Origin of the sequence: Parafilimonas sp., assembly GCF_047606085.1 — a bacterium.
In the GTDB taxonomy this organism is placed as follows: Bacteria; Bacteroidota; Bacteroidia; order Chitinophagales; family Chitinophagaceae; genus Parafilimonas.
Map to the genome: position 1 here is coordinate 1 of NZ_JASGEX010000032.1, position 22,279 is coordinate 22,279.

19 protein-coding genes are annotated in these 22,279 nt (G+C 41.8%); 11 read left to right on the forward strand and 8 right to left on the reverse strand.

What is annotated here, in order from left to right; translation table 11 throughout:
* Positions 1–279: 279 nt before the first annotated feature.
* From QM629_RS02825 to nhaA, 3 genes are all read right to left on the reverse strand, one after another.
* A complete protein-coding gene (locus QM629_RS02825; protein WP_415156972.1) occupies positions 280–663 on the reverse strand; it encodes a response regulator in 384 nt (127 codons plus the stop codon).
* 346 nt (positions 664–1,009) lie between these two features.
* Positions 1,010–2,419 (reverse strand): dihydrolipoyl dehydrogenase, encoded by a 1,410-nt coding sequence (gene lpdA / locus QM629_RS02830; protein WP_415156974.1) that lies wholly within the window; start codon positions 2,417–2,419, stop codon positions 1,010–1,012.
* 150 nt (positions 2,420–2,569) lie between these two features.
* Positions 2,570–3,721 (reverse strand): Na+/H+ antiporter NhaA, encoded by a 1,152-nt coding sequence (nhaA, locus tag QM629_RS02835; protein WP_415156976.1) that lies wholly within the window; start codon positions 3,719–3,721, stop codon positions 2,570–2,572.
* A 205-nt stretch (positions 3,722–3,926) separates the two neighbouring features.
* On the opposite strand from nhaA, the gene QM629_RS02840 reads away from it, so the two are divergent.
* From QM629_RS02840 to QM629_RS02885, 10 genes are all read left to right on the forward strand, one after another.
* Entirely contained in the window at positions 3,927–5,399 is a 1,473-nt protein-coding gene (locus QM629_RS02840; protein ID WP_415156978.1) for a M28 family metallopeptidase, read from the forward strand.
* 72 nt (positions 5,400–5,471) lie between these two features.
* Positions 5,472–7,070: a L,D-transpeptidase family protein gene (locus tag QM629_RS02845; RefSeq protein ID WP_415156980.1), complete on the forward strand. Its 1,599-nt coding sequence runs from the start codon at positions 5,472–5,474 to the stop codon at positions 7,068–7,070.
* Positions 7,071–7,239: 169 nt separating this feature from the next.
* Positions 7,240–8,151 carry a flagellar motor protein MotB gene (locus QM629_RS02850; RefSeq protein ID WP_415156982.1) on the forward strand — a complete coding sequence of 304 codons (912 nt, stop codon included), beginning with the start codon at positions 7,240–7,242 and terminating at the stop codon, positions 8,149–8,151.
* A gap of 130 nt (positions 8,152–8,281) precedes the next feature.
* On the forward strand, positions 8,282–9,169 hold the full coding sequence (locus QM629_RS02855; protein WP_415156984.1) for an exopolyphosphatase: 888 nt from the start codon (positions 8,282–8,284) through the stop codon (positions 9,167–9,169).
* A gap of 86 nt (positions 9,170–9,255) precedes the next feature.
* The gene (gene panB, locus QM629_RS02860; RefSeq protein WP_415156986.1) at positions 9,256–10,071 is read left to right on the forward strand and encodes a 3-methyl-2-oxobutanoate hydroxymethyltransferase; all 816 of its coding nucleotides are present in this window, start codon (positions 9,256–9,258) and stop codon (positions 10,069–10,071) included.
* 303 nt (positions 10,072–10,374) lie between these two features.
* The gene (locus QM629_RS02865; RefSeq protein ID WP_415156988.1) at positions 10,375–11,256 is read left to right on the forward strand and encodes a prolyl oligopeptidase family serine peptidase; all 882 of its coding nucleotides are present in this window, start codon (positions 10,375–10,377) and stop codon (positions 11,254–11,256) included.
* Positions 11,257–11,430: 174 nt separating this feature from the next.
* Positions 11,431–12,429: a tryptophan--tRNA ligase gene (trpS, locus tag QM629_RS02870; RefSeq protein WP_415156990.1), complete on the forward strand. Its 999-nt coding sequence runs from the start codon at positions 11,431–11,433 to the stop codon at positions 12,427–12,429.
* A gap of 102 nt (positions 12,430–12,531) precedes the next feature.
* On the forward strand, positions 12,532–13,167 hold the full coding sequence (locus QM629_RS02875) for a deoxynucleoside kinase (RefSeq protein WP_415156992.1): 636 nt from the start codon (positions 12,532–12,534) through the stop codon (positions 13,165–13,167).
* Between the two features lie 177 nt (positions 13,168–13,344).
* Positions 13,345–13,911 carry an RNA polymerase sigma factor gene (locus tag QM629_RS02880; protein WP_415156994.1) on the forward strand — a complete coding sequence of 189 codons (567 nt, stop codon included), beginning with the start codon at positions 13,345–13,347 and terminating at the stop codon, positions 13,909–13,911.
* Positions 13,911–14,264 carry a hypothetical protein gene (locus QM629_RS02885; RefSeq protein ID WP_415156996.1) on the forward strand — a complete coding sequence of 118 codons (354 nt, stop codon included), beginning with the start codon at positions 13,911–13,913 and terminating at the stop codon, positions 14,262–14,264. Before QM629_RS02880 ends, QM629_RS02885 begins: the two co-directional genes overlap by 1 nt.
* Before the next feature lie 129 nt (positions 14,265–14,393).
* On the opposite strand, the gene QM629_RS02890 is transcribed toward QM629_RS02885, so the two are convergent.
* Positions 14,394–15,659 carry an ABC transporter permease gene (locus QM629_RS02890; protein WP_415156998.1) on the reverse strand — a complete coding sequence of 422 codons (1,266 nt, stop codon included), beginning with the start codon at positions 15,657–15,659 and terminating at the stop codon, positions 14,394–14,396.
* A 592-nt stretch (positions 15,660–16,251) separates the two neighbouring features.
* Positions 16,252–16,791, reverse strand: a complete 540-nt coding sequence (locus tag QM629_RS02895; RefSeq protein WP_415157000.1) for a GtrA family protein — start codon at positions 16,789–16,791, stop codon at positions 16,252–16,254.
* A gap of 101 nt (positions 16,792–16,892) precedes the next feature.
* On the opposite strand from QM629_RS02895, the gene argS reads away from it, so the two are divergent.
* Positions 16,893–18,692, forward strand: coding sequence for an arginine--tRNA ligase (gene argS, locus QM629_RS02900; protein WP_415157002.1), 1,800 nt, complete (start codon positions 16,893–16,895; stop codon positions 18,690–18,692).
* A 48-nt stretch (positions 18,693–18,740) separates the two neighbouring features.
* Here the strand turns inward: argS and QM629_RS02905 are convergent, their stop codons facing one another.
* The 3 genes from QM629_RS02905 to QM629_RS02915 all read right to left on the reverse strand — a co-directional run bounded on the left by QM629_RS02905 (position 18,741) and on the right by QM629_RS02915 (position 22,025).
* The gene (locus QM629_RS02905) at positions 18,741–19,787 is read right to left on the reverse strand and encodes a flavin reductase family protein (RefSeq protein ID WP_415157004.1); all 1,047 of its coding nucleotides are present in this window, start codon (positions 19,785–19,787) and stop codon (positions 18,741–18,743) included.
* Positions 19,788–19,930: 143 nt separating this feature from the next.
* Complete coding sequence (locus QM629_RS02910; protein ID WP_415157006.1) at positions 19,931–21,286, reverse strand: pyridoxal-phosphate dependent enzyme; 1,356 nt, start codon at positions 21,284–21,286, stop codon at positions 19,931–19,933.
* Between the two features lie 187 nt (positions 21,287–21,473).
* Positions 21,474–22,025, reverse strand: a complete 552-nt coding sequence (locus tag QM629_RS02915) for an IS1096 element passenger TnpR family protein (RefSeq protein ID WP_415157008.1) — start codon at positions 22,023–22,025, stop codon at positions 21,474–21,476.
* Between the last annotated feature and the right edge of the window lie 254 nt (positions 22,026–22,279).

Sequence of the window (22,279 nt, forward strand, 5' to 3'; positions counted from 1 at the left end):
ACGTCATTCCACCGCCGCGGCGGTGGAACCTGATCATAATTTAAAGTGATAATTATTCATCAGCAGGTTGTAATGCAATAGCAGATGCTCCCGACGCGTCGGGAGCATGACGTCCCGGTGGTTATATTTTATGCTTGTCTTGCTTAATGTAAAGCCAGCAACAAAAATAGGTTTGCACTTTTATCAATGATTGCACATTTTTATCCAACGAGGAGTATAATAAAAGAAGGCCGGGTTTTTAATAAAGCCCGGCCTTTCCATTTATAGCGATTGGTTTTTTTAGTTCAATAATTTTTTGATGGATGAATACAATTGCTCCCTTGTAAAAGGTTTTTCCAAAAACAAATCTGCCCCATTTTCAAGTGCAATATCTTTTGCAGCCGGTGTATAGCCTGAGATCATCACCACTTTTACATTCGGATGTTTTTCTTTAATGTAGCTTACAAAATCAACCCCAAGCCCATCTGGCAATTTATTATCCAATATTATAACCGAGGGCTCTTCTGTTTTTAAATATTCCCGTGCGGCGGCAATTGTTTTGGCGTGGTTGAGCTCAATGGCATTTTCCTGCAGCATTACATGCAGCAGCAGGCACATATCGCCTTCATCTTCCACAATAAACACTTTTTTTGGCGGAGATGTTGGCAGTTTAGTATTCAACATAAATTTTATTTCGCATGATATAGCAATAGTCTTACCAAAAAAATTGCTTTGCAGTTTTAATTTTTGTAGAAAGAAAAAGGCGCTTTTTGGGGAATTACGGCCTTATTCTGTATTTCCACGCGAGGGCAATTATCAGCGCCGGATTTTTAAACAGGTATATCATTAAAAGAAAAAATCAAACACCGGAAGCATATAATGTAACCTTCCGCACAGCGCGTTTGATTTTTAGTTATTTATTAATCAATGTCGTTTAGTTAAGGAATGTTTGCAAAGTCCCTCTCCTTTGGAGAGGGATTTAGGGTGAGGTAACTAAACGACATTGATTTATTAATCCAAAAACCGGTTGCTAAATATCTGTCGCTTCGCCGTAAGCCACGGCGGTAGCTTCTTTCACCGCTTCGCTCATAGTGGGGTGCGGGTGCACGGCGGTAAGAATTTCATGCCCCGTTGTTTCAAGCCTGCGTGCCGTAACCACTTCGGCAATCATTTCCGTTACGTTAAAGCCAATCATGTGCGCACCAAGCAGTTCGCCATATTTGGCATCATAGATCATTTTCACAAAACCTTCCGTTGCACCGGCCGCCGTTGCCTTGCCACTTGCCATGAACGGAAACTTACCCACCTTTATATTATAACCGGCTTCTTTTGCTGCTTTTTCCGTCATACCCACACTTGATACCTCAGGAACGCAATATGTACAACCGGGAATATTACCATAATCCAGCGGCTCCGGCAAATGTGAAGATTTTTTTTCTGTATATGCAATATGCTCAGCAGCTACAATGCCTTCACGGCCGGCTTTATGCGCCAGTGCCTGGTTGGGCGTGCAATCGCCAATGGCATAAAACCCGGGCACATTTGTTTGCAGGTATTTATCGGTGATGACTTTACCGCGGTCTGTTTTTATGCCCGCTGCTTCAAGGCCGATGTTTTCCACATTAGCAACTACACCTACTGCGCTTAATAAAATATCTGCTTCAAGCGTTACGGTACTGCCATCCTGCTTTTTTACCGTGGCGCGAACACCGCTGCCCGTGGTATCAGCTTTTTCAACAGAAGCGCTGGTCATAATATCAATGCCCTGTTTTTTATATTGTTTTTCCAGTTCTTTCGAGATTTCTTCATCTTCCACCGGAACTATTCTCGGCATAAATTCAACAATGGTAACCTTTGTGCCCATGCTATTATAGAAGTAAGCAAATTCAGAGCCTATGGCGCCGCTGCCCACAATGATCATGCTTTTGGGCTGCTGCGGTAATACCAATGCTTCCCGGTAACCGATTATTTTTTTCCCATCCTGCTTAAGATTAGGCAATTCCCGGCTTCTTCCGCCGGTGGCAATAATAATATATTTTGCTTCAAGCGTTTGTTTCGAAGTATCAGCCCCCGTTACTTCCACCTTTCCTTTGCCGGCAATTTTTGCATAGCCCATTATCACATCAATCTTATTCTTGCGCATGAGGAAGGCCACGCCTTTGCTCATTTTATCGGCCACACCCCTGCTGCGTTTAATAACTGCGCCAAAATCCTGCTTTACATCAGTTGCCAGCAAACCATAGTTGCTGCTGTGCTTCATATAATCATATACCTGCGCGCTTTTAAGCAATGCTTTTGTAGGAATGCATCCCCAGTTCAGGCAAATGCCGCCCAGGCTTTCTTTTTCTATAATTGCTGTTTTAAATCCTAACTGTGAGGCGCGGATAGCTGCAGGATAACCACCCGGGCCGCTGCCGATAACGATTACATCGTATGCCATATTGATTTTATTTTTCTTATTGAATTAGCAATTCTAATCATGCGAAAGTAAGGCTAAAAAGGAATTCATCAATTTTAGGTAAAATCAGGACTTTATGCTTTTGAGGCTTCGTGGTATATCTGTTAAACCGGCCTTTCAGGCAATCTCAGTTTATTCAGGCAGCGCATTTGTTTTTCTAAAAGAAAAGGCAAGCCATATAAGCCCTGCAATACCTGAAATAACAGAGCCTGTAAGAATTGCTGTTTTAGCGCTGCTTATGGTGGTTTCACCTTTAAAGGCAAGCATGGTAATGAAAATTGACATGGTGAAACCAATACCGGCCAGCATGCCTGCACCGATAATATTTTTCCAGCTAACCTCTGAAGGCAATTGACTCAAGCCTGCTTTAACTGCAGCAAATGAAAACAGGGAAATGCCTAAAGGCTTACCAATTGTAAGCCCGGCAATTATGCCGGTACTGCCTGCATGAGCAAGTCCTTCAATCCAGTTTCCCGGAACAGCAATGCCCGTATTGGCTATTGCAAATACGGGAAGTATAAAAAATGAAACAGGCTTATGAAGAAAATGCTGAAGCCTGTACGACGGCGATTTTTCATCTCCCCTGCTAAAAGGAATGGCAAAAGCCAGCAGCACGCCGGAAATGGTTGCATGTACACCGGAATGCAGCATACAATACCACATAAAAACGCCGCCGGTAATATACGGTATAAGATTATAAACCTTTAGACGGTTTAAAATAAGTAACACAACAAAAATGCATAACGCTATCAGCAGGTTAACCCATGAAATAGTTTGCGTATAAAACAGGGCGATAATGATAATGGCGCCCAGGTCATCTATAACAGCAAGTGCAGTTAAAAAAATCTTAAGTGACGGGTTTACACGGTTGCCTAACAACGAAAGCATGCCAATGGCAAAAGCAATATCTGTGGCCATAGGTATGCCAGCGCCCCGCTGTGTTGCTGTGCCATAGTTGAATAACAAATAAATAGCAGCAGGCATAAGCATACCGCCCGTTGCTGCAAAAATTGGTAATGATGCAGTTTTAAAATTGGATAATTCGCCACAATAAACTTCGCGCTCAAGCTCAAGGCCAATCAATAAAAAAAATATAGCCATCAAACCATCGTTGATCCAATGAACAATATCATGCCCTATTATATCTGTATGCCAAAAATTTATGTAAGGCGCCTGCAAGGAAGAATTGGCGATCACAATGGAAAGGATTGTAACAAAAATTAAAATTATCCCGCAGGCTTTTTCGCTGTTAAAAAATTCGTTGAATAACCTTGTTAGCTGCATGTAATCTTTTTAATAAGGTGAATGATTATGAAACAAATTATTTTCTTTCCCATCTTTCAACATTAATAAAAACCGTTGACATAGTTCCTTCTTAGCTTCGGAAAGCTGCGAGCAATAAATTCTCAATTCCCAATTCAACCAATCAACTTCTCTTTTATCCAATTTCACTTTTTTCTTTCGCACATTTTTCATCATATTGCGTACCATGAAAAAATTGTTGCCCTTATTGCTGATGGCTGCATCAACAGGCGCATCCGCCCAAAACAAAACAGCCGAAAAATTTGCAGCCACCATTACACCCGGAGCGCTAAAAGCAAAGCTTAGTGTAATAGCCAGCGCAGATATGGAAGGCCGTGAAACAGCCACAGCAGGCCAGCGCAAAGCAGCGGCATATATAGAGAACTATTTTAAGAAATTAAAATTGCTGCCCGGCGATTCAGGGAAATACCAGATGCCTTATCCGGTTTACCAGGATTCCATTACCAGCGCTTCTTTTATTACGGGCGATAAAAAATTTGCGTTTGGTGAAGATTTTTCCATTGCAGGCAGCGGCATTCCGCAGGGATCATTCACTATGAACAATATTGTTTTTGCCGGCAAAGGCATTAAAGATTCAACGCATAACGATTACGACAGCCTCAACATAAAACAGCAATGGTTAATGATAACCGCATCTGCAGAAGAGGAAAAAAACTTTCGCAGCTTTTACAGGAAAATAAGCACGGCTACACAATCCGGTGCAGCCGGCGTATTAATTGTTTCGGATGATTTTCCCGGGAGCAAACCTGCCTACAAAGGCCGCATGTACCTGAAACCAACGGAGGTAAGAACACCGTCTTTCTTTATTTCAAAAAAACTCGCAGCGGCATTATTGAATACAAATATTGAGGAAAACACAATACACAAAACCTATCAAACAACGGCACAACTTGATATTTCAAAACTTACCAACCATTTGCAAAGCACGAATGTAATTGGCGTTTTGCCAGGCACCGACAGAAAAAGCCAGTATGTTTTTATAACAGGCCATTACGACCATTTGGGCAAACAGGATTCGGTGATTTATTACGGTGCAGATGATGATGGCAGCGGCACTACCAGCGTATTGCAGATTGCAGAAGCATTTGCCAAGGCCCGTGATAAAGGTTTCAGGCCAAGGCGCACCATGGTGTTTATGACAGTTTCGGGCGAAGAAAAAGGTTTGTGGGGAAGTGGGTATTATACGGATCATCCCCTGTTCAATCTTGACTCAACTTCTGTTGATTTAAACATTGATATGGTGGGCAGAATTGATCCTGAGCGCACGTATGGCGATTCAACCAACTATGTTTACCCGATAGGCGAAGATAAATTAAGCAGCGACCTGATGCCTGTTTCAGACAGCATTAATAACACCTATACACATCTTGAACTGGACAGGAAATTTAACGATCCGAACGATCCCAACCGTTTTTACTACAGGAGCGATCATTATAATTTTGCTGACAAAGGCGTTCCGATCATTTTCTACTTCAATGGCACGCATGCTGATTATCACAGGCCGACAGACACCATTGATAAGATAAACTTTGGTTTGATGGCCAAACGGGTAAAGCTTGTTTTTTACACAGCCTGGGAAATGGCCAACCGCGATGCCATGCTTAAAAGGGATTTGCCTTTGAATGCAGAAAGAAGATAATACAGTTAAGGCGGCTTTGTCTTTATTTATTACCTTCCTTTTTTAAAAAGCCTTTTCTTTCAATATTCATATATGAACAAACCCGGTTTTTTTCGCTTTCTGTTTTGCGCTGCCTTATTATTTTTTTATTCGTGCAATCCACAAAACACAAAAACAACTGCTGCCGAAAAAATCGTTCATAAGCAGGTTGCGCCGGGCAGCTTTAACCTGAATTCAGGCATAAAATTCGACAGCAGCCATATACAGGAATTTCTTGACAGCATGCCGCTTTTTAAGCAATTCAGCAAAGAGTTTGATACTTTCTATCGCGCCAATAATTACAACTATGCATGGTATGATAAAACCGGATTGATTGAAACAGCAAGCGCGCTCACATCCAGCCTTGATGAGGTAGCGCAGGAAGGCGTAACGGCCCATATTCCATATAAGGATACGCTTGAAGAATTACTGCGCACAACCAACCTGCTTAAACCTGATATTAATACCGAGCTAATGCTTACCGGCGAATATTTTTATTATGCAAAAAAAATATATGCCGGCATGCTGGATGGACAAACAGATTCCATTAACTGGTATTTGCCAAGAAAAAAATTATCTTACGCTGCATTGCTTACAAACAATTTAAGTTCAGGAAATATCGGTGAGCCAAGAGGCGATGTAACAGGCCCGCAATATAACGGCTTGAAAAAAGCGCTGGCGCACTACAGGAATATTGAATCGAAAGATGACGAAATTGCTATTCCTTCAATTAAAAAATCTATAAAACAAAAAGATTCTTCATCTGTTGTTGGCGCTGTAAAAAAAAGACTGTTTCAATTAGGATATATAAACAGGGCTGATACCTTGGGTAATGTGTACGATAAAAACCTTGCAGGCATCGTGCGGGGCCTGAAAGATGTATATGGCTTACAGCAGGATTCTTTGCTTTCCAACGAGCTTATAACCGAACTGAATGTGCCTGCAAAAAACCGCATTGAGCAAATAATGGTGAACATGGAACGTTTGCGCTGGATACCGGAAGACTCAACGGTTACAAAAGAATTTATTCTTGTAAATATTCCTGAATACACCCTGGTGTATTACGAAAACGCAAAACCGGTTTGGAGATGCGGCGTTGTGGTAGGTACGCCTATGAATAAAACGGTAATCTTTAGCGGCGACATGAAGTATGTGGTGTTCAGCCCTTACTGGAATGTACCGCAAAGCATTATTAATAAAGAGGTAAGGCCCGGTATGGCGCGCAATAAAAATTATCTTGCCGCACACAATATGGAATGGAATGGCGGCCATGTTCGCCAAAAGCCCGGCCCCAGAAATTCGCTTGGCCTTGTGAAGTTTCTTTTTCCTAATTCCAATAATATTTACCTGCACGATACGCCTTCCAAATCTTTATTTAACGAAACCAACCGCGCCTTCAGCCACGGCTGTATCCGTGTTTCAAAACCGCGTGACCTTGCCATAAGGGTGCTGAGGCAATACCCGGAATGGACGCCTGAAAAAATTGATGCGGCCATGCAGGCAGGCAAAGAAAACTGGGTAACCTTAAAGCAAACCATACCGGTTTATATTGGTTATTTCACAGCTTATATTGATGGCAATGGTGAAGTGAATTTTCGCAGGGATATTTATAAAAACGATGACAGGCTGTATAGTATGCTGGTGCAGCATTAAGGCAATATATCCTTCATAAGGAAGAATTAAAAAGTTGTAACGCTGCTGTTAATTAGGGAAAAAGCCTGGTAAATATTTATAAAAAATGCGCCATATCTGCCATATAAAACAGAAAACATGGTTGAAATTTTGTAATTAGCACACATTAACAAACATAAACTATATTATCGTGAAAATCAGCTATTCTTTAATGATCGGCGCCACAGCAATGGCCATATTGGCGACAAGCTGTGTAGGCACTAAAAAATACCAGGCATTACAGGCGGATTACAGTAATTTACAAGGTAAATTAAATGCAGTTTCGCAGGAAAATTCAACCTGCCAGTCTAACCTTAGTTCAGCAAACGTAAAAATAGCCGGGCTGCAGGACCAGCTAAGGGCAGAACGCGCTAATGCGCAAAACTTACAGGCCAGTGCCCAGTCATTGCAGGCGGCACTGGATAAATGCCTTACTTCTACAAGCCAGGGCAACGTAAATATTTCAAAACTGGTGGATGAGATCAATTCATCTAACAAATACATACAGCAACTGGTTAATTCAAAGAATAAAAGCGATTCTTTAAATATGGTCTTAACCAATAACCTTACAAGATCGTTAAGCAGGGAAGAAATGAAGGATGTGGATGTGCAGGTATTAAAGGGGGTTGTATATATTTCTTTATCTGATAACATGCTGTATAAATCAGGCAGCTACGAAATATCTGACAAGGCAAACGAAACCTTATCGAAGATCGCCAAAATCATTATGGACTATAAAGATTTTGAAGTGCTGATAGAAGGCAATACCGATAATGTTCCCATATCAAAACCAAACATTCGCAACAACTGGGATTTAAGCGCCCTGAGGGCTTCCTCTGTGGTGCAGGCATTGCAGAATACGTTTGGCGTTGATCCCAAACGCCTTACCGCCGGCGGCCGCGGCGAATACAATCCTGTAGCCGGCAACGATACGCCTGAAGGAAAATCAAAGAACAGGCGCACACAGATCATCATCACGCCCAAGCTCGATCAGTTTATGGAACTGATTGATAAAGCGCCGGAGCCAGACTCTACAGTTACCGCACCTGCTGCAACCAACTAAATAAAACAAATAATACGCAAAAGCCGTCAGGAGAATTTCCCGGCGGCTTTTTTACATAAGCAGTTGAGCCAACACGAATTTTCATCTTTCCCCAAACATTGTATCTTTCGCCGCAGGTAAAATGCAAACATTGAGATTAGCAGCAATTGACATTGGCAGCAATGCCGCCAGGTTATTAATTTCTGAGGCAGCGGAAAATGACAGAGGCAAACCGGAGTTCACAAAACTTAATTTAATACGTGTACCGTTACGCCTGGGCTTTGATGTGTTTGAAAAAAATACAATAAGCAGGCAAAGAATCGCTATGCTTACCCAAACCATGAAAGCATTTGGCTTTTTGCTGAAAGTATATGAGGTAAAACACGTGAAAGCCTGCGCCACCAGCGCCATGCGGGATGCCGCCAACGGGCCGGATATTATAAAACAGGTGAAGCTTGAGACCGGCATAAAAATAAACATCATTAGCGGTGATGAGGAAGCCGCCATGATCTATGAAAACCACATTGCCGAAAACCTTGACCGTGAGCATGCTTATTTATATATTGATGTGGGCGGCGGCAGCACAGAGATCAGCTTTATTGCGGATGGAAAACTGCGCTATAAAGAATCAATAAATATTGGCACCATACGCATTTTAAAAAACATGGTTGATGAAAGCCATTGGGATGCTTTCAGGGAAAAAGTAAAAACCGGTATCAAAAGTAAACTGCCGGTAATTGCCATTGGTTCCGGCGGCAATATCAACAAGGTTTTTTCACTGAGCAAAAGAAAAGACGGCAAACCTCTGTCCCTTCAATTGCTGAAAGATTATTATAAAGAACTATCCGGCTTCTCATTAGATGAGCGCATGCGCCGGTATAAAATGAAAGAAGACCGGGCGGATGTTATTGTGCCTGCATTGCAGATATATGTAAACGTAATGCGCTGGGCGGATATTGAAGAAATATATGTGCCAAAAATCGGATTGGCCGACGGGCTTATACAAAAGCTGTACGAAGAACTGCAGAATAAAAAATAAGCAGCATATTTGCAGCGGCATCTGAATATGTTTTATTCTAACGCAGGGTCATATTCAGTTTTCTTTCACCACCATAATTTATTCAGATGTCAACACACAAAGAGATAAAAAAAATCACTACCCATACTTTACAGCGTATGAAAATGCAGGGCGAAAAAATTGCCATGCTTACCGCTTACGATTTTTCGTTTGCCCGCATAATTGATAATGCCAATATAGACGTGATTCTTGTTGGCGACAGCGCCAGCAATGTAATGGCCGGCCATGAAACCACGTTGCCTGTTACGCTGGAACAGATGATCTATCATGCCTCATCGGTTATTCGCGGCGTGAACCGTTGCCTCGTAGTGGTTGACCTGCCTTTTGGCTCTTATCAATCCAACTCAGAGGTAGCGCTGGCATCTGCTATACGCATGATGAAAGAAACCGGCGCACATGCTATAAAACTGGAAGGCGGCGAAGAAGTGCTTGAAAGCGTAAAACGCATCATATCCGCCGGCATCCCGGTTATGGGGCACCTGGGCTTAACGCCACAAAGCATTTATAAATTCGGCACCTACAATGTGCGTGCAAAAGAAGATGCAGAAGCCAACAAGCTCCGCAGCGATGCAAAGCTGCTGGAAGAAGCCGGCTGCTTTGCCGTGGTGCTTGAAAAAATACCTGCCCTGCTTGCAAAAGAAGTTACGGAAAACATAAGCATTCCCACCATTGGCATAGGCGCCGGCAAATATTGCGATGGCCAGGTGCTGGTTATGCACGATATGCTTGGCATAAACACCGAATTCAAGCCGCGTTTTCTACGCCAGTATCTGAATATGTTCGGGGCGGTTACAGGCGCGGTGCAGCAATATGTGAAAGATGTGAAAGCCAACGATTTTCCTTCAGATGCAGAATCGTATTAAACCACATTGCCCATGGCATGTATGCGATCGGTAAGCAGTAAAGGGTTGTTTGTGATAGCTCTTGAATATGCGGGTTGGTAAAAAAACGGCTTACAGAGCTCAAACCTCAACTTTCGCCTGGCTATTGGGCTTCGGTTATCATCTTAACATTATACATATAGCTTCGGTTCCGGCAGATGGGGATGCTAATGCCGGTTCTTTGCCAGGCCGGCGCCATTGTATGCAATGGCAAGACAACAATCAGTGAACATTATCGTTTCTACCAGAAAGCGAAACTTTGAATAACCAAAGGATTGCAGCGAAATGAAAAACAAATTCTACATCGGCCTGGCTGCAGCCATAATCGGTTGTACAGCCATTTCCTGCAAAAAGGAGGACAATAATAACACAGAAACAAATTATGATGTAACGCAGGCATACAATCTTACAGACATTGCTTACGGTAGTGATGCCCAGCAAAAAATGGACGTGTATTTGCCTGCCAACAGAACCAGCGCCTCAACAAAAGTTTTCGTAATGATTCATGGTGGCGGTTGGAGCGCGGGCGACAAGTCTGATTACACTTCGAATATGACTTCGCTTAAAGCCTATTATCCTGATCACGCTATTATCAATATCAATTATCGTTTGGGAACTCAGGAAAGCCCGGGTTATCCGAAACAGATAAACGACATTCAGGCGGCATTGGATGAAATTCAAAAAGATAAATACAATGTGTCAAAACAGTACCTGCTCTATGGCGGCTCGGCAGGCGGGCATTTGTCGCTATTGTATGCTTATGCTTTCGACTCAAGCCACTATGTGAAAGGCGTGATAAACACAGTTGGCCCGGCTGATTTAACCGACTCTTCGTTTACGGGCAATCTTATTTTAATGGGCGTTATAGGCGGATTGGTTGGTAATGCTATTTACAACTATCAGGCAAATCAGGCTTTGTTTATAGAAGTGAGCCCTGCCAAACAGGTAACCTCTTTATCGCCCCCGACACTTTCGTTTTATGGCGATCAGGATCCGCTCGTCCCGGTCACGCAAATGCCATTGTTGCGCGCTGCACTGGAAGATAAAACTGTTTGGCATTACGACACTATTTACCCCGGTGGCGGGCACGGAGTTTGGGCGTCAGAAGCGCAAAATCAAGACTATAGCAATAGAACAATTGAATTTATCAATCAGTTCTTCAATTAAGATTTTTATGCGGCGTTAGCGCCAGGGTTTTCAGGGGTTGTTCATTATGCGTATGATAAAAGAGAAAAGACCGTTTCATAAGCCAGCGCATGTTTTGCTGAATAACCGCTTTGCCGGCAACAATTCATTCCGGCCAATGCCGCATCAAATAACCAATGCCCTTATCTTCGCCGGATGGCTAAAGAAATTGTTTTAAGCGGAATAAGGCCTACAGGTTTTTTACATCTTGGAAATTATTTTGGCGCCGTGCAGAATTATGTGCGCATGCAATATGAATACGATTGTTATTTCTTTGTTGCCGACCTGCATAGCCTCACCACGCATCCCGACACAAAAAGCCTGCGGCAAAACGTGCACAGGTTATTGGGAGAACTGCTTGCTTCAGGCCTTGACCCCGACCAGGCAGTTATTTATGTACAAAGTGATGTGCCCGAGATTGCAGAACTTTATTTATATCTCAACATGCTTGCTTATAAAGGCGAGCTTGAGAAAACAGTTACATTTAAAGACAAAGTGCGCCAGCAGCCGCAGAATATAAATGCAGGCCTGCTCACCTATCCTGTACTGCAGGCTGCAGATATTTTAATTCACCGCGCCGTAAAAGTACCGGTGGGCAAAGACCAGGAGCAGCATCTTGAAATGGCAAGAAATTTTGCAGAAAGGTTTAACCATCGTTATGGTGAAGTATTGCCATTGCCCTATCCTTTTAATTACGGGGCATCGCTCACAAAAATTTTAAGCCTCGACGGTAATGGCAAAATGAGCAAAAGCGAGAACCAGATGGTAACCATTTACCTGGCCGATGAGGATGACCTCATTCGCAAAAAAATAATGAAAGCAAAAACAGACAGCGGGCCTGCCGTACCGGGAATGCCCAAACCTGATTATATAGAGAACCTGTTTACATTAATGCAGCTTGTAAGCCCTGCGGAAACTGCCTCAGCATACCTGCAGGATTATGAGAACGGCGCCATCCGGTACGGCGACATGAAAAAACAGCTTGCCGAAGATATGGTGGCTTACATAAAGCCCATACGGGAAAAGGCAAAGTCTATTGAAAACGACAAGGAATATCTCACATACATTATAGAAAAGGGCGGCGAAAAAGCCAGGGCCAATGCTGTTGAAACAATAAAATTGGTACGGAAAGCAATGCACCTGGATTATGTTTGATGTTTAAACTTTAATGTTTTAAGTTTGAATGTTGTACTGCAAATTATTTTTAATTCGGGATTAATTTCATTATAAAAAATATCCTACAGGAATTTAGGTTTTATGGCTAAACAAAAAAAACCGAAGCATATAGCCGTGGCAGGTAATATAGGCGCGGGAAAAACCACACTCACAGAGCTATTAAGCAAACATTATAAATGGATACCCCAGTTTGAAGATGTGGATCATAATCCCTACCTGATGGATTTTTATGAAGACATGCCCCGGTGGAGCTTTAACCTGCAGATATATTTTTTAAACGGCCGGCTTAACCAGTTGCTCGATATTCACAAGGGCACGGAAACGGTTATACAGGACAGGACCATTTATGAAGATGCGCACATATTTGCGCCTAACCTGCACGATATGGGGCTTATGAACAAGCGTGATTTTGATAATTATTTTCATTTCTTTAAAACGCTGCAATCCATGGTGCAGCCGCCGGACCTGCTTATTTATCTTAAAGCGTCTGTGCCAACGCTGGTTGACCAGATTCAGAAACGCGGCCGCGAATACGAAGAAAATATCCGCCTTGATTATTTAAAAAAACTGAACGAGCTGTATAACCGATGGATAGATAATTACAAAGAAGGCCCGGTGCTGGTAATAAATGTTGACAAAAATAAATTTCCCGATAAAGAAGAAGACCTCGGCGAAATAATAGGAAAGATAGATTCGCTGCTGTTTGGGCTGTTCTGATAATATATGGCATGAACCCATCCTTACATATACAGGCTTTTTTTACGTATCACGCGGTCAGGCGCATTGAGCGTCAGACGGTAGCAGCTTCCCCTGCGCTATGCCTATCTCCTGCCAGTTTACATAACTTTATGGAATTTGCCCCATACAGGCATCTATACAATAAGTCTTGCACCTTTGAACAAAAATGAATTAAAACATATAAGCGACCAGGAGTTGCTGGCCCGGTTTAAACAAACAAACGATAACCGCCTGCTGGGCATATTACTGCAGCGCTATACCCTGCTGCTGCTGGGTGTGTGCATGAAGCATTTAAAGAATGAAGAAGTCGCAAAAGATGCCGTGCAGCAAATATTTTTAAAGGTGATACACGAGCTGCAGCGCTACCCGGTGCAATATTTCAAAAGCTGGCTGTACATGGTAGCGCGCAACTATTGCCTGATGCAGTTAAGAAAGCACGAAGAAAAAAATATAGCTGATTTTAAAGATAATATTGCCGATGAGGAATTTCCATTGCAGCGGGAAATTGAAAAACAAAAAATGATCTCCCTGCTCGAAACTTCATTGCAGGAACTGAATGACGACCAGAAAACATGCATAACTTTTTTCTATCTTGAAAAAAAATCTTACCAGCAAATAAGTGCACAAACCGGCTTTAGTTTAATGCAGGTAAAAAGTTATATCCAGAATGGCAAACGAAACCTGAAATTACTCGTTGAAAGAAAATTGCGGGACAAACAATAATGGATGAATTAAATAAAATATGGAATGCAGATGAGGAAGATCTGAATGAAGAACAGTTAATGAACTACTTAAATGGTAAATTAACTGATGAGGAAGCCAATGCCTTTGAAAAAAAGATGGCTGGCTCTGCATTTATAAACGAAGGCGTTGAAGGCCTGCAGCAATTTTCTTCCTCTGAAAAAATAGACATTTTTACAAAGCAGCTTAACGATAACCTGCGCAAAAAAACTGCTGCCAGGAAACTAAAAATGCAACGCAGCTTCAAAGGTTTGTCGTGGGAACTGATGGCAATAATTGCAGTGATAATCCTCGCCCTTATTGGTTACGCAGTTATTCAATTTCTGAATAAATAATCAATGCCGTTTACTTAAGAAACCCTCAATATTCAACAAAACAATGTTCAATTTAAAACCTCTGCAAATTGAGCATTGAACATTGCTTATTGTATATTTCAAAAATTAAATCCCAATCCCCTTTTGTGCCTACTCATATCTTAAAGCAGTGATGGGGTTTAACCTTGACGCCTTTACGGCAGGCCATATACCGGCAAGCAGGCCAACACAGGAGCATATAATAATACCTGCAATAACCCAGGCCCAGGGAATGGCAAACCCGGCTTTAAGCAATGCGGCAAATACATTTCCCACAGCCACACCAAGCACAATACCGAACAGGGCCCCAAGCAGGCTGATAATAACCGATTCAAACAAAAACTGCTGGCGTATATTTTTGCGCTTGCCGCCCAGTGCTTTTATCAGGCCCACTTCGCGGGTACGCTCATTAACCGAAACAAGCATAATATTCATCAGCCCTATAGCCGCGCCAATTAATGTAATTAAACCAATGGCCGCTGCGGCTGCCTGTATGCTGCCCAAAAGGCTGATGAAAGTAGTAGCCAGTTTATCGCTTTTTTCAATCACAAAATTATCAGCGTCTGTTGGCAGGAGTTTGCGAACGCTTCTGAAAACAGAGGTAGCTTCATTTACAGCGCCATTCACCTGCGAAAGATCGTTCACCAGCACACCTATTAAAAAAGAATTGCCGCCCATGCCGGTTGCACGCACATTATTATAAGAAGTAATGACAACGTTATCCGCTCTCAGCAAAGCGCTCGATCCCTTTGCTTTAAGCACCCCGATAACACGGTAGGGCTTACCGTCAACGTTTACAAATTTATCAACGGCCTTGTCTTTAAACTGTCCAAATAACTTAACGGCTACATCACTTCCCAGCAGGCATACATTTCGGCCGCTTTGCACATCGGCAGGCGTTAAATTCCTGCCTGTTTCTATGGTAAACCCGTTTACCGCAAGGTAGTTTTCATCGCCACCTTTCATGCGCACATTCGGGTTGGTCTTTTTGTCATTATAATGCACCTCATAGCTGCTAAAGCCGTCAAGAGATATAGATACAAGCGCAGGATACTGCAATTTCTCTTTGAAACTTTCTGCTTCTCTTAATTGTATATATTTATCAAGGTTTGATTTTTTGGCCTTCTTTTTTTTATCAGACCCCTCGTCATCATTGCCATCGTTAAACCTGAAGCGTTCTTTATATGATATGGTAAAGCCGTTTGCGCCCATGGTGGAAAAACTGTTGCGCAGCCCTTCGTTCATGGCCTGGATGGCGGTGATAATCCCGATTAACGCCATAATGCCAAAAGCAATGATGGCTACGGTAATTCCGGTGCGCAGTGTGTTGCTTCGCACCGTGCGGTATGCAAGATTAAAAGAGTCTCTAAGTGTCATTCAGAAAAAATAGAAAATAATAAAAATTGAAGATAAGCATCTGCATGTTTTTGCAACCGCATTTTATGTAAAAGGCTGTTTTATGTTACAAGCTGCATAAAAAAGTGCACCAGGCAAATGCAACCGGTTTCATAAAGGCCAATAATATATGTGTGGTTACAAGTGTGGTATTAGCGGAAGTAATTCCATTGGTTTATATACAACAATGGCAAGATTATATAAAATGCCCTGTTTTTAATGAACAAGGCATTTTATGGCTGAATGAATATTCAAAAGATTATGGCTGCTCATGTTTGCCCTGTTGTGACGCCGGAGGTTCCTGATGCCTGTGCCCATTTCGCGGAGGTATGCACGAAACAATTATAGTTGACAAGAACATTGCAACACAAAACATACGTACAGCATTTTTTATTTTTTTCATATAAATTGTTTTTTATCCTTAAAACAAAATCATGCCATTTAAAATGCAAGCAGCGCAGTTTTGTATAACCTTTACAGCAACCTGGTTTATATAACTTAATTTTTGGATGTCATTGCGCCACATCAATCATGCAGGTAAGGCAGCCTTACCTGGCAGGTTAAATTAATGCCGTTAATCTATCAGTTCATCTTCGGGCACTACAGCGTCTTCTTCTTTTTCAGCAGCAGCTTTAAAAGAAAAATTCCGTTGGGTAAAATAACTGAATAATACCACAATAACAGTAGTCATTATTTTTGAAAAAGTTGGCCACCAGTGAAATACTTCAATAAATAATTTCAGGAAAAAATAGTTGAGCGCAATGCAGGCTACAACAATTAAAAAATACCGGAATACCTGTATGCGCTTTCGGGTTTTTGTTTGCTGCCACACCACATAACGGCTTAAATAAAAACCCACAGGAAAAGAAATGCAAAACGCAATAAGGAATGCAAAAATGTACGGGCTGATGGCAATACCGGCTATATAAACGATTTGCTTGTTAAGAAAATAATTATACGACAGCATAAAAACCACTATATCAAAAACCATATTGCCGCCGCCGCAGGCTGCATACCTGAAAGTTTGCAAAGGCATGAACCGCCTGAACAAGGGATAAAATGCATCCACTACTATCAAAACCATTTTGCGTATGAATGCATGTAATTTTTGCATGGTGCGAAGGTAACAGCAAAAAATGCACCTGTTTTCCTGTTCTCACATTTAAGGAAGATTTTACAAGCCGGCTATATTATTTTTGCGCTTCATATTTTTTTATGAGCCTTACCAACGATATTAAACTGATCACGCAAAAAGCAATTGAAGATTTATACCGGGTTTCAATTGATGAATCTGCCATTACCGTAAACGTTACCAAGCCTGAATTTGAAGGCGATTACACGATCGTATTATTCGCCCTGTTAAAGCCTTTAAAAAAATCGCCGGATGCACTGGGCAATGCATTGGGACAATACCTGCTTGATAATAATACCGGCATTTTTCAATCATATAATATTATAAAAGGATTTTTAAACCTGGTTGTTGCCGATAGCTACTGGATAAAATTTCTATCCGATAATTACAATAATGCTTCATTTGGCAAACAGCAGGTCAGCCATAAAAAAATTATGGTTGAATATGCTTCACCCAACACCAACAAACCTTTGCACCTTGGCCATTTAAGAAATATTTTTTTAGGATGGAGCGCTGCAGAGCTGGCAAAAGCTGTTGGCAACGACGTAATAAAATCCTGCATTGTAAATGACCGCGGCATTCATATTTGTAAAAGCATGATTGCCTGGAAAATCTTTGCCAATGGTGCAACACCGCAAGCAACCCATACCAAAGGCGATCATTTTGTGGGTGATTATTATGTGAAGTTTAATGAGGTATATAAAGAAGAAATTAAGGCATTAGAGGCAGAAGGGCTAAGCACAGAAGAAGCAGAAAAAAAAGCGGCCATTATGAAAGCGGCGCAACAAATGCTGGTTGACTGGGAAGCCGGAAAGCCTGATGTGCTTGAATTATGGAGCATGATGAATAGCTGGGTGTATGAAGGTTTTGACGAAACATATAAACGCATCGGTGCAGATTTTGACAAAATATATTACGAAAGCCAAACTTATATTCTTGGTAAAAACCTGGTGGAAGCAGGTTTGGAAAAAGGTATCTTTTATAAAGAGGAAGACGGAAGCGTTTGGATTGACTTAACCAACGACGGCCTTGATAAAAAGATCGTTCGCCGCAAAGATGGTACGGCTGTATATATAACGCAGGATATCGGCCTGGCGGTTGATAAATATGAAGAATACAAAATTGATGAAAGCATTTATGTGGTAGGCGATGAACAGAATTATCATTTCAAGGTATTAAAGCTTATCTGCGAAAAGCTTGGATTGCCGTATGCCAAAGCTATCTATCACCTGAGTTATGGCATGGTGGAATTGCCTTCGGGCAAAATGAAAAGCCGTGAAGGTACTGTTGTGGATGCAGATGATATTGTGGATGAAACGATCGGCATTGCGAAGCAGAAAACAGAAGAGCTTGGTAAGGTGAAAGATTTTACCGGAGAAGAATTAACCGATTTGTATGAAACAATCGGCCTCGGCGCATTAAAGTTTTTCCTGCTGCGGGTTGACCCGAAAAAGAAGATGATCTTTAACCCCGAGGAAAGCATAGACTTTCATGGGTTTACCGGGCCTTTTGTTCAATATACGTATGCAAGGATTAAGAGTGTGCTGAGGAAAATGTCCACAGCCCACAGCCCACAGCCTACTGACATTAAAACATTTCCTGTGAGCGGTGAACTGCTTCCGCTGGAAAAAGAGATCATCATTCAGCTCGAACAGTTCCCGGCAACCATTGAGGAAGCTGCGGTATTATACGATCCGTCGAAAATTGCGTTGTATGTTTTTAACCTTGCCAAAACATTCAATTCATTTTATACAGAACATTCCATTGCCAATGCAGAAAGTGAGGAGAAAAAAACATTGCGCATAACACTTGCACAGCTTACAGCGCAAACTATACAAACGGGCATGCATTTAATGGGCATTAAAGTACCGGAAAGAATGTAGCAGCAACACGGTCAGACGCTTAATGCGTCAGACCGTTAGCATGGACTATTAAACATTTATCTCCAACTCAACATCTCCATTTATAGCATGGCCAACACAGGTTAACACCAGGCCTTGCTGTATTTCACTCTCCGTGAGCACTTCATTATAGGAATGCCACACATCGCCATTTATACATTTGGCAACACAACTGCCGCAACGGCCGGTTTCACAACTATAAGGCAGGATAATACCGGCTTTTTTGGCAGCCGTTAAAATGGAATCAGGATAATGAACGTCGAAGCGAAAAGATTCATTACCGCTTCTGACAGAAACAATATGCGAAGATTTATCAGGCGGCGAAACATCCCGCTTAACCGCATTGATCACAAAATCTTCCCGCCTGATATTATTTTTAGGCACATCATTTTCCTGCAAAGTATAAGTGCATAAACGCATATACGATTGCGGGCCGCAGATATAAAACAATGTCTGGCCGTAATCTGCAACAGATAAGTTTTGCAAAAATTCTATTATCAAATTCCTGTGCAGGCGGGCTTTGGCAAGCTGAATGATATTACTGAACAGGAATTTTATAATAAACCTGCCTTTAAATTTTTGTTCAAGCAATTTTAGCTCGTTTAGAAAAACTGTTTTTTCTGCCGATGCATTGCTATAAACCAAAACAACCTGTACATGCTCATGCGCAAATAATGCGGTTTTAATAAGCGCATAAACCGGCGTAATGCCACTGCCCGCTGCAAAAAAGAAAACCTGCTTGTAATCATCAATATTATCCGGCAAAATAAAAAGGCCGCCTGCGCCAATGGTTATAATTTCATCGCCGGCAGCGGCATGGTCAACAAGCAAACGGGAAAAATAGCCGTTTTCAATGCGCTTCACGCCTATTGCCAATGGCTCATTTAAATAGGGGGATGATGTAATGGAATAAGAACGCCTTATTTCTTCGTCATGGCTGAAACGCACCAGTGTAATGTACTGGCCTGGCTTATACGGAATGTTATGGCCTTCTTCAAAAGTGATGATCTTAAAATTTGTTATATCTTCTGTTACAGATTTAATATGCAAAGTTTTGTAAAGCGAGTCGTTCAGCATAAACATATTTGATTTGCAAAATGACAATTCATAAAAGCGGTGGCCATAATATTTAAAAGCCGTTTAAACAGACTGGCTCAGTCTGAGAGACTGAGCCAGTCTTTAATTAACCATTGTCATAAAATATGCCGTTAATGTTTAAACTATTTCGCCAGGCTTTGTATCACATCATACTTGGTAACAATATGGTAATCGCCTGTTTCGTCTTTAGCTAAAACGGCGCCGTTGCCTTTGTTTATTAAACTGCCGAGACGCTCCACGGGCGTATCAAAATCAACAACGGGATACGCTTGTTCCATGATGCTTTCCACCGTGGAATCTTTTAATTCAGGATGATCAAACACTTTTTGAAACAAGCCTGTTTCGCTGATGGAACCAACAGGGCCGCTGCCGTTCATAACAGGAATGTTTTCGATATCATATTTCTTCATCAGTTCAACGGCTTCGGCAACAGTTTGCGAAGGCTGCACCGTAACGAGCTTCTTTCCTTCCCGCGCATTTACAATATCCTTAAACGTTTTCACATCCAGGAAGCCGCGTTCCATCATCCACTGGTCATTATAAATTTTTGCAACGTAGCGGCTGCCATGATCGTGAAAAATACAAACCACCAGGTCATCTTTTTTCAGCCTGCTTTTCAATTGCATTAGCCCCTGCAAACAACTGCCGGCGCTGTAACCAATAAAAATGCCCTCTTCTTTTGCAATGCGGCGCGCCATAATGGCGCCGTCCTTATCCGTTACCTGTTCAAAACGGTCAATCACGCTCATATCGTAATTGGCGGGCACGAAATCTTCGCCAAAGCCCTCGCTTATGTAAGGGTGCACTTCATTCATATCTATCTCGCCGGTATTAAAATATTTGGTAAGCAAAGAGCCATATACATCAATTGCCCACACCTGAATACCCGGATTTTTTTCTTTCAGAAATTGTGCAGTGCCGGTAACCGTTCCGCCTGTGCCTGCCGTGCAAACAAGGTGCGTTATTTTACCTTCAGTCTGCTCCCATATTTCAGGGCCGGTGGTTTCATAATGCGCCAAACGGTTGGCAAGATTATCATATTGATTAAAGAAATAAGAGTTGGGAATTTCTTTGGCAAGCCTTCCCGCAACAGAATAATAACTTTTCGGATCGTCCGGTTCTACATTTGTTGGGCAAACAATTACTTCTGCACCTACAGCTTTTAATATATCCATCTTTTCTTTGCTCTGTTTATCCGTTGTGGTAAAGATGCATTTATAGCCTTTAACACAGGCTGCCAAAGCAAGGCCCATGCCCGTATTGCCGCTGGTACATTCAATGATTGTGCCACCGGGTTTTAATTTACCTTCCTGCTCAGCCACTTCCAGCATTTTCAATGCCATGCGATCTTTTATAGAATTACCGGGATTGAAGTAATCAACCTTGGCAAGCACCGTGCAGGGAAAGTCTTTCGTTATTTTATTCAGCTTAATTAATGGCGTATTTCCGATAGTTTCAAGAATGTTGTTCTTCCACATAATGAATAAGAATTTATGTAAAGATAAGATTTGTGCCCGGGAAGGATTTATTACCAATATGCTCTTAACAGGTTTAACGGGCAGCCGGCCGCATCAAAAAACGATGGCGATATGCCGCCATTCAATTGTGATTGCGCAAAGCAGGGCAAACAACTGGTTTCATTCAATGCTATTGGAATGTACCGCTTTATGCTTCATCAGGATATTCTTCTGTGCTTTCCTCTCCACCACTCTCCCCGCCCTCTTCGCCAAAGCCTTCATTGTTTTGGGGCAGGTCATATTTTTCTTCAATATCAACAAATTTTTTTCCAAGCAGGCTGCGTGTGCCGTACTGTTGCGGGCCAATGCCTTCGACCCTTGAGGTAGTCGGATAAATTATCCTGGTGCTTTCTTCTTTTGTAATATTGATAAGCTCTACATGAAAAGCCCAGTTTTTTTCAAAGTCGTAGATATAAATAAATTTCTGGTTGGTATCGCGTATCTCGCTGCCAATGGTGGTATGAATCATTATTAATGGCTCAACCTTATAACCCCTGTCGTATTTTTCAAGGGTTATTTCCCTGCCACGTTGCCAGTTATCATTGCTCCTGTAAAAAGTGGCCTGGTGCTTATTGTCAAAATCATACGATTTCAAAATAGCATTATGCAGGTCAAAAAAACTTTGTGAGTGTTTTATTACAATATCCCTGTAAATGGCCTCGTCTTCCTCATAATATGCCCTGAACTTTAAAACTGCCATGGGTAAGAATTATTTAATGTTTTCTTATTATGGTTCCTTTAATTGATTTGCTTCATACTCTGCACAAAAATCATACTTGTTTAACTTGCTCCCGCAAGTTTGGAAAATGCAGCAACAATACAAAAAAATGATTAAATGCGGTTTTAGGAACGCCTTTCAAACTTTCGCAGGCGGGTGGCGACACCATAGCCGTCAACTTAGGAGAAACACGATTAATAAAAGACCCCGAATGGGGTTTAATTTAAATAGCCATC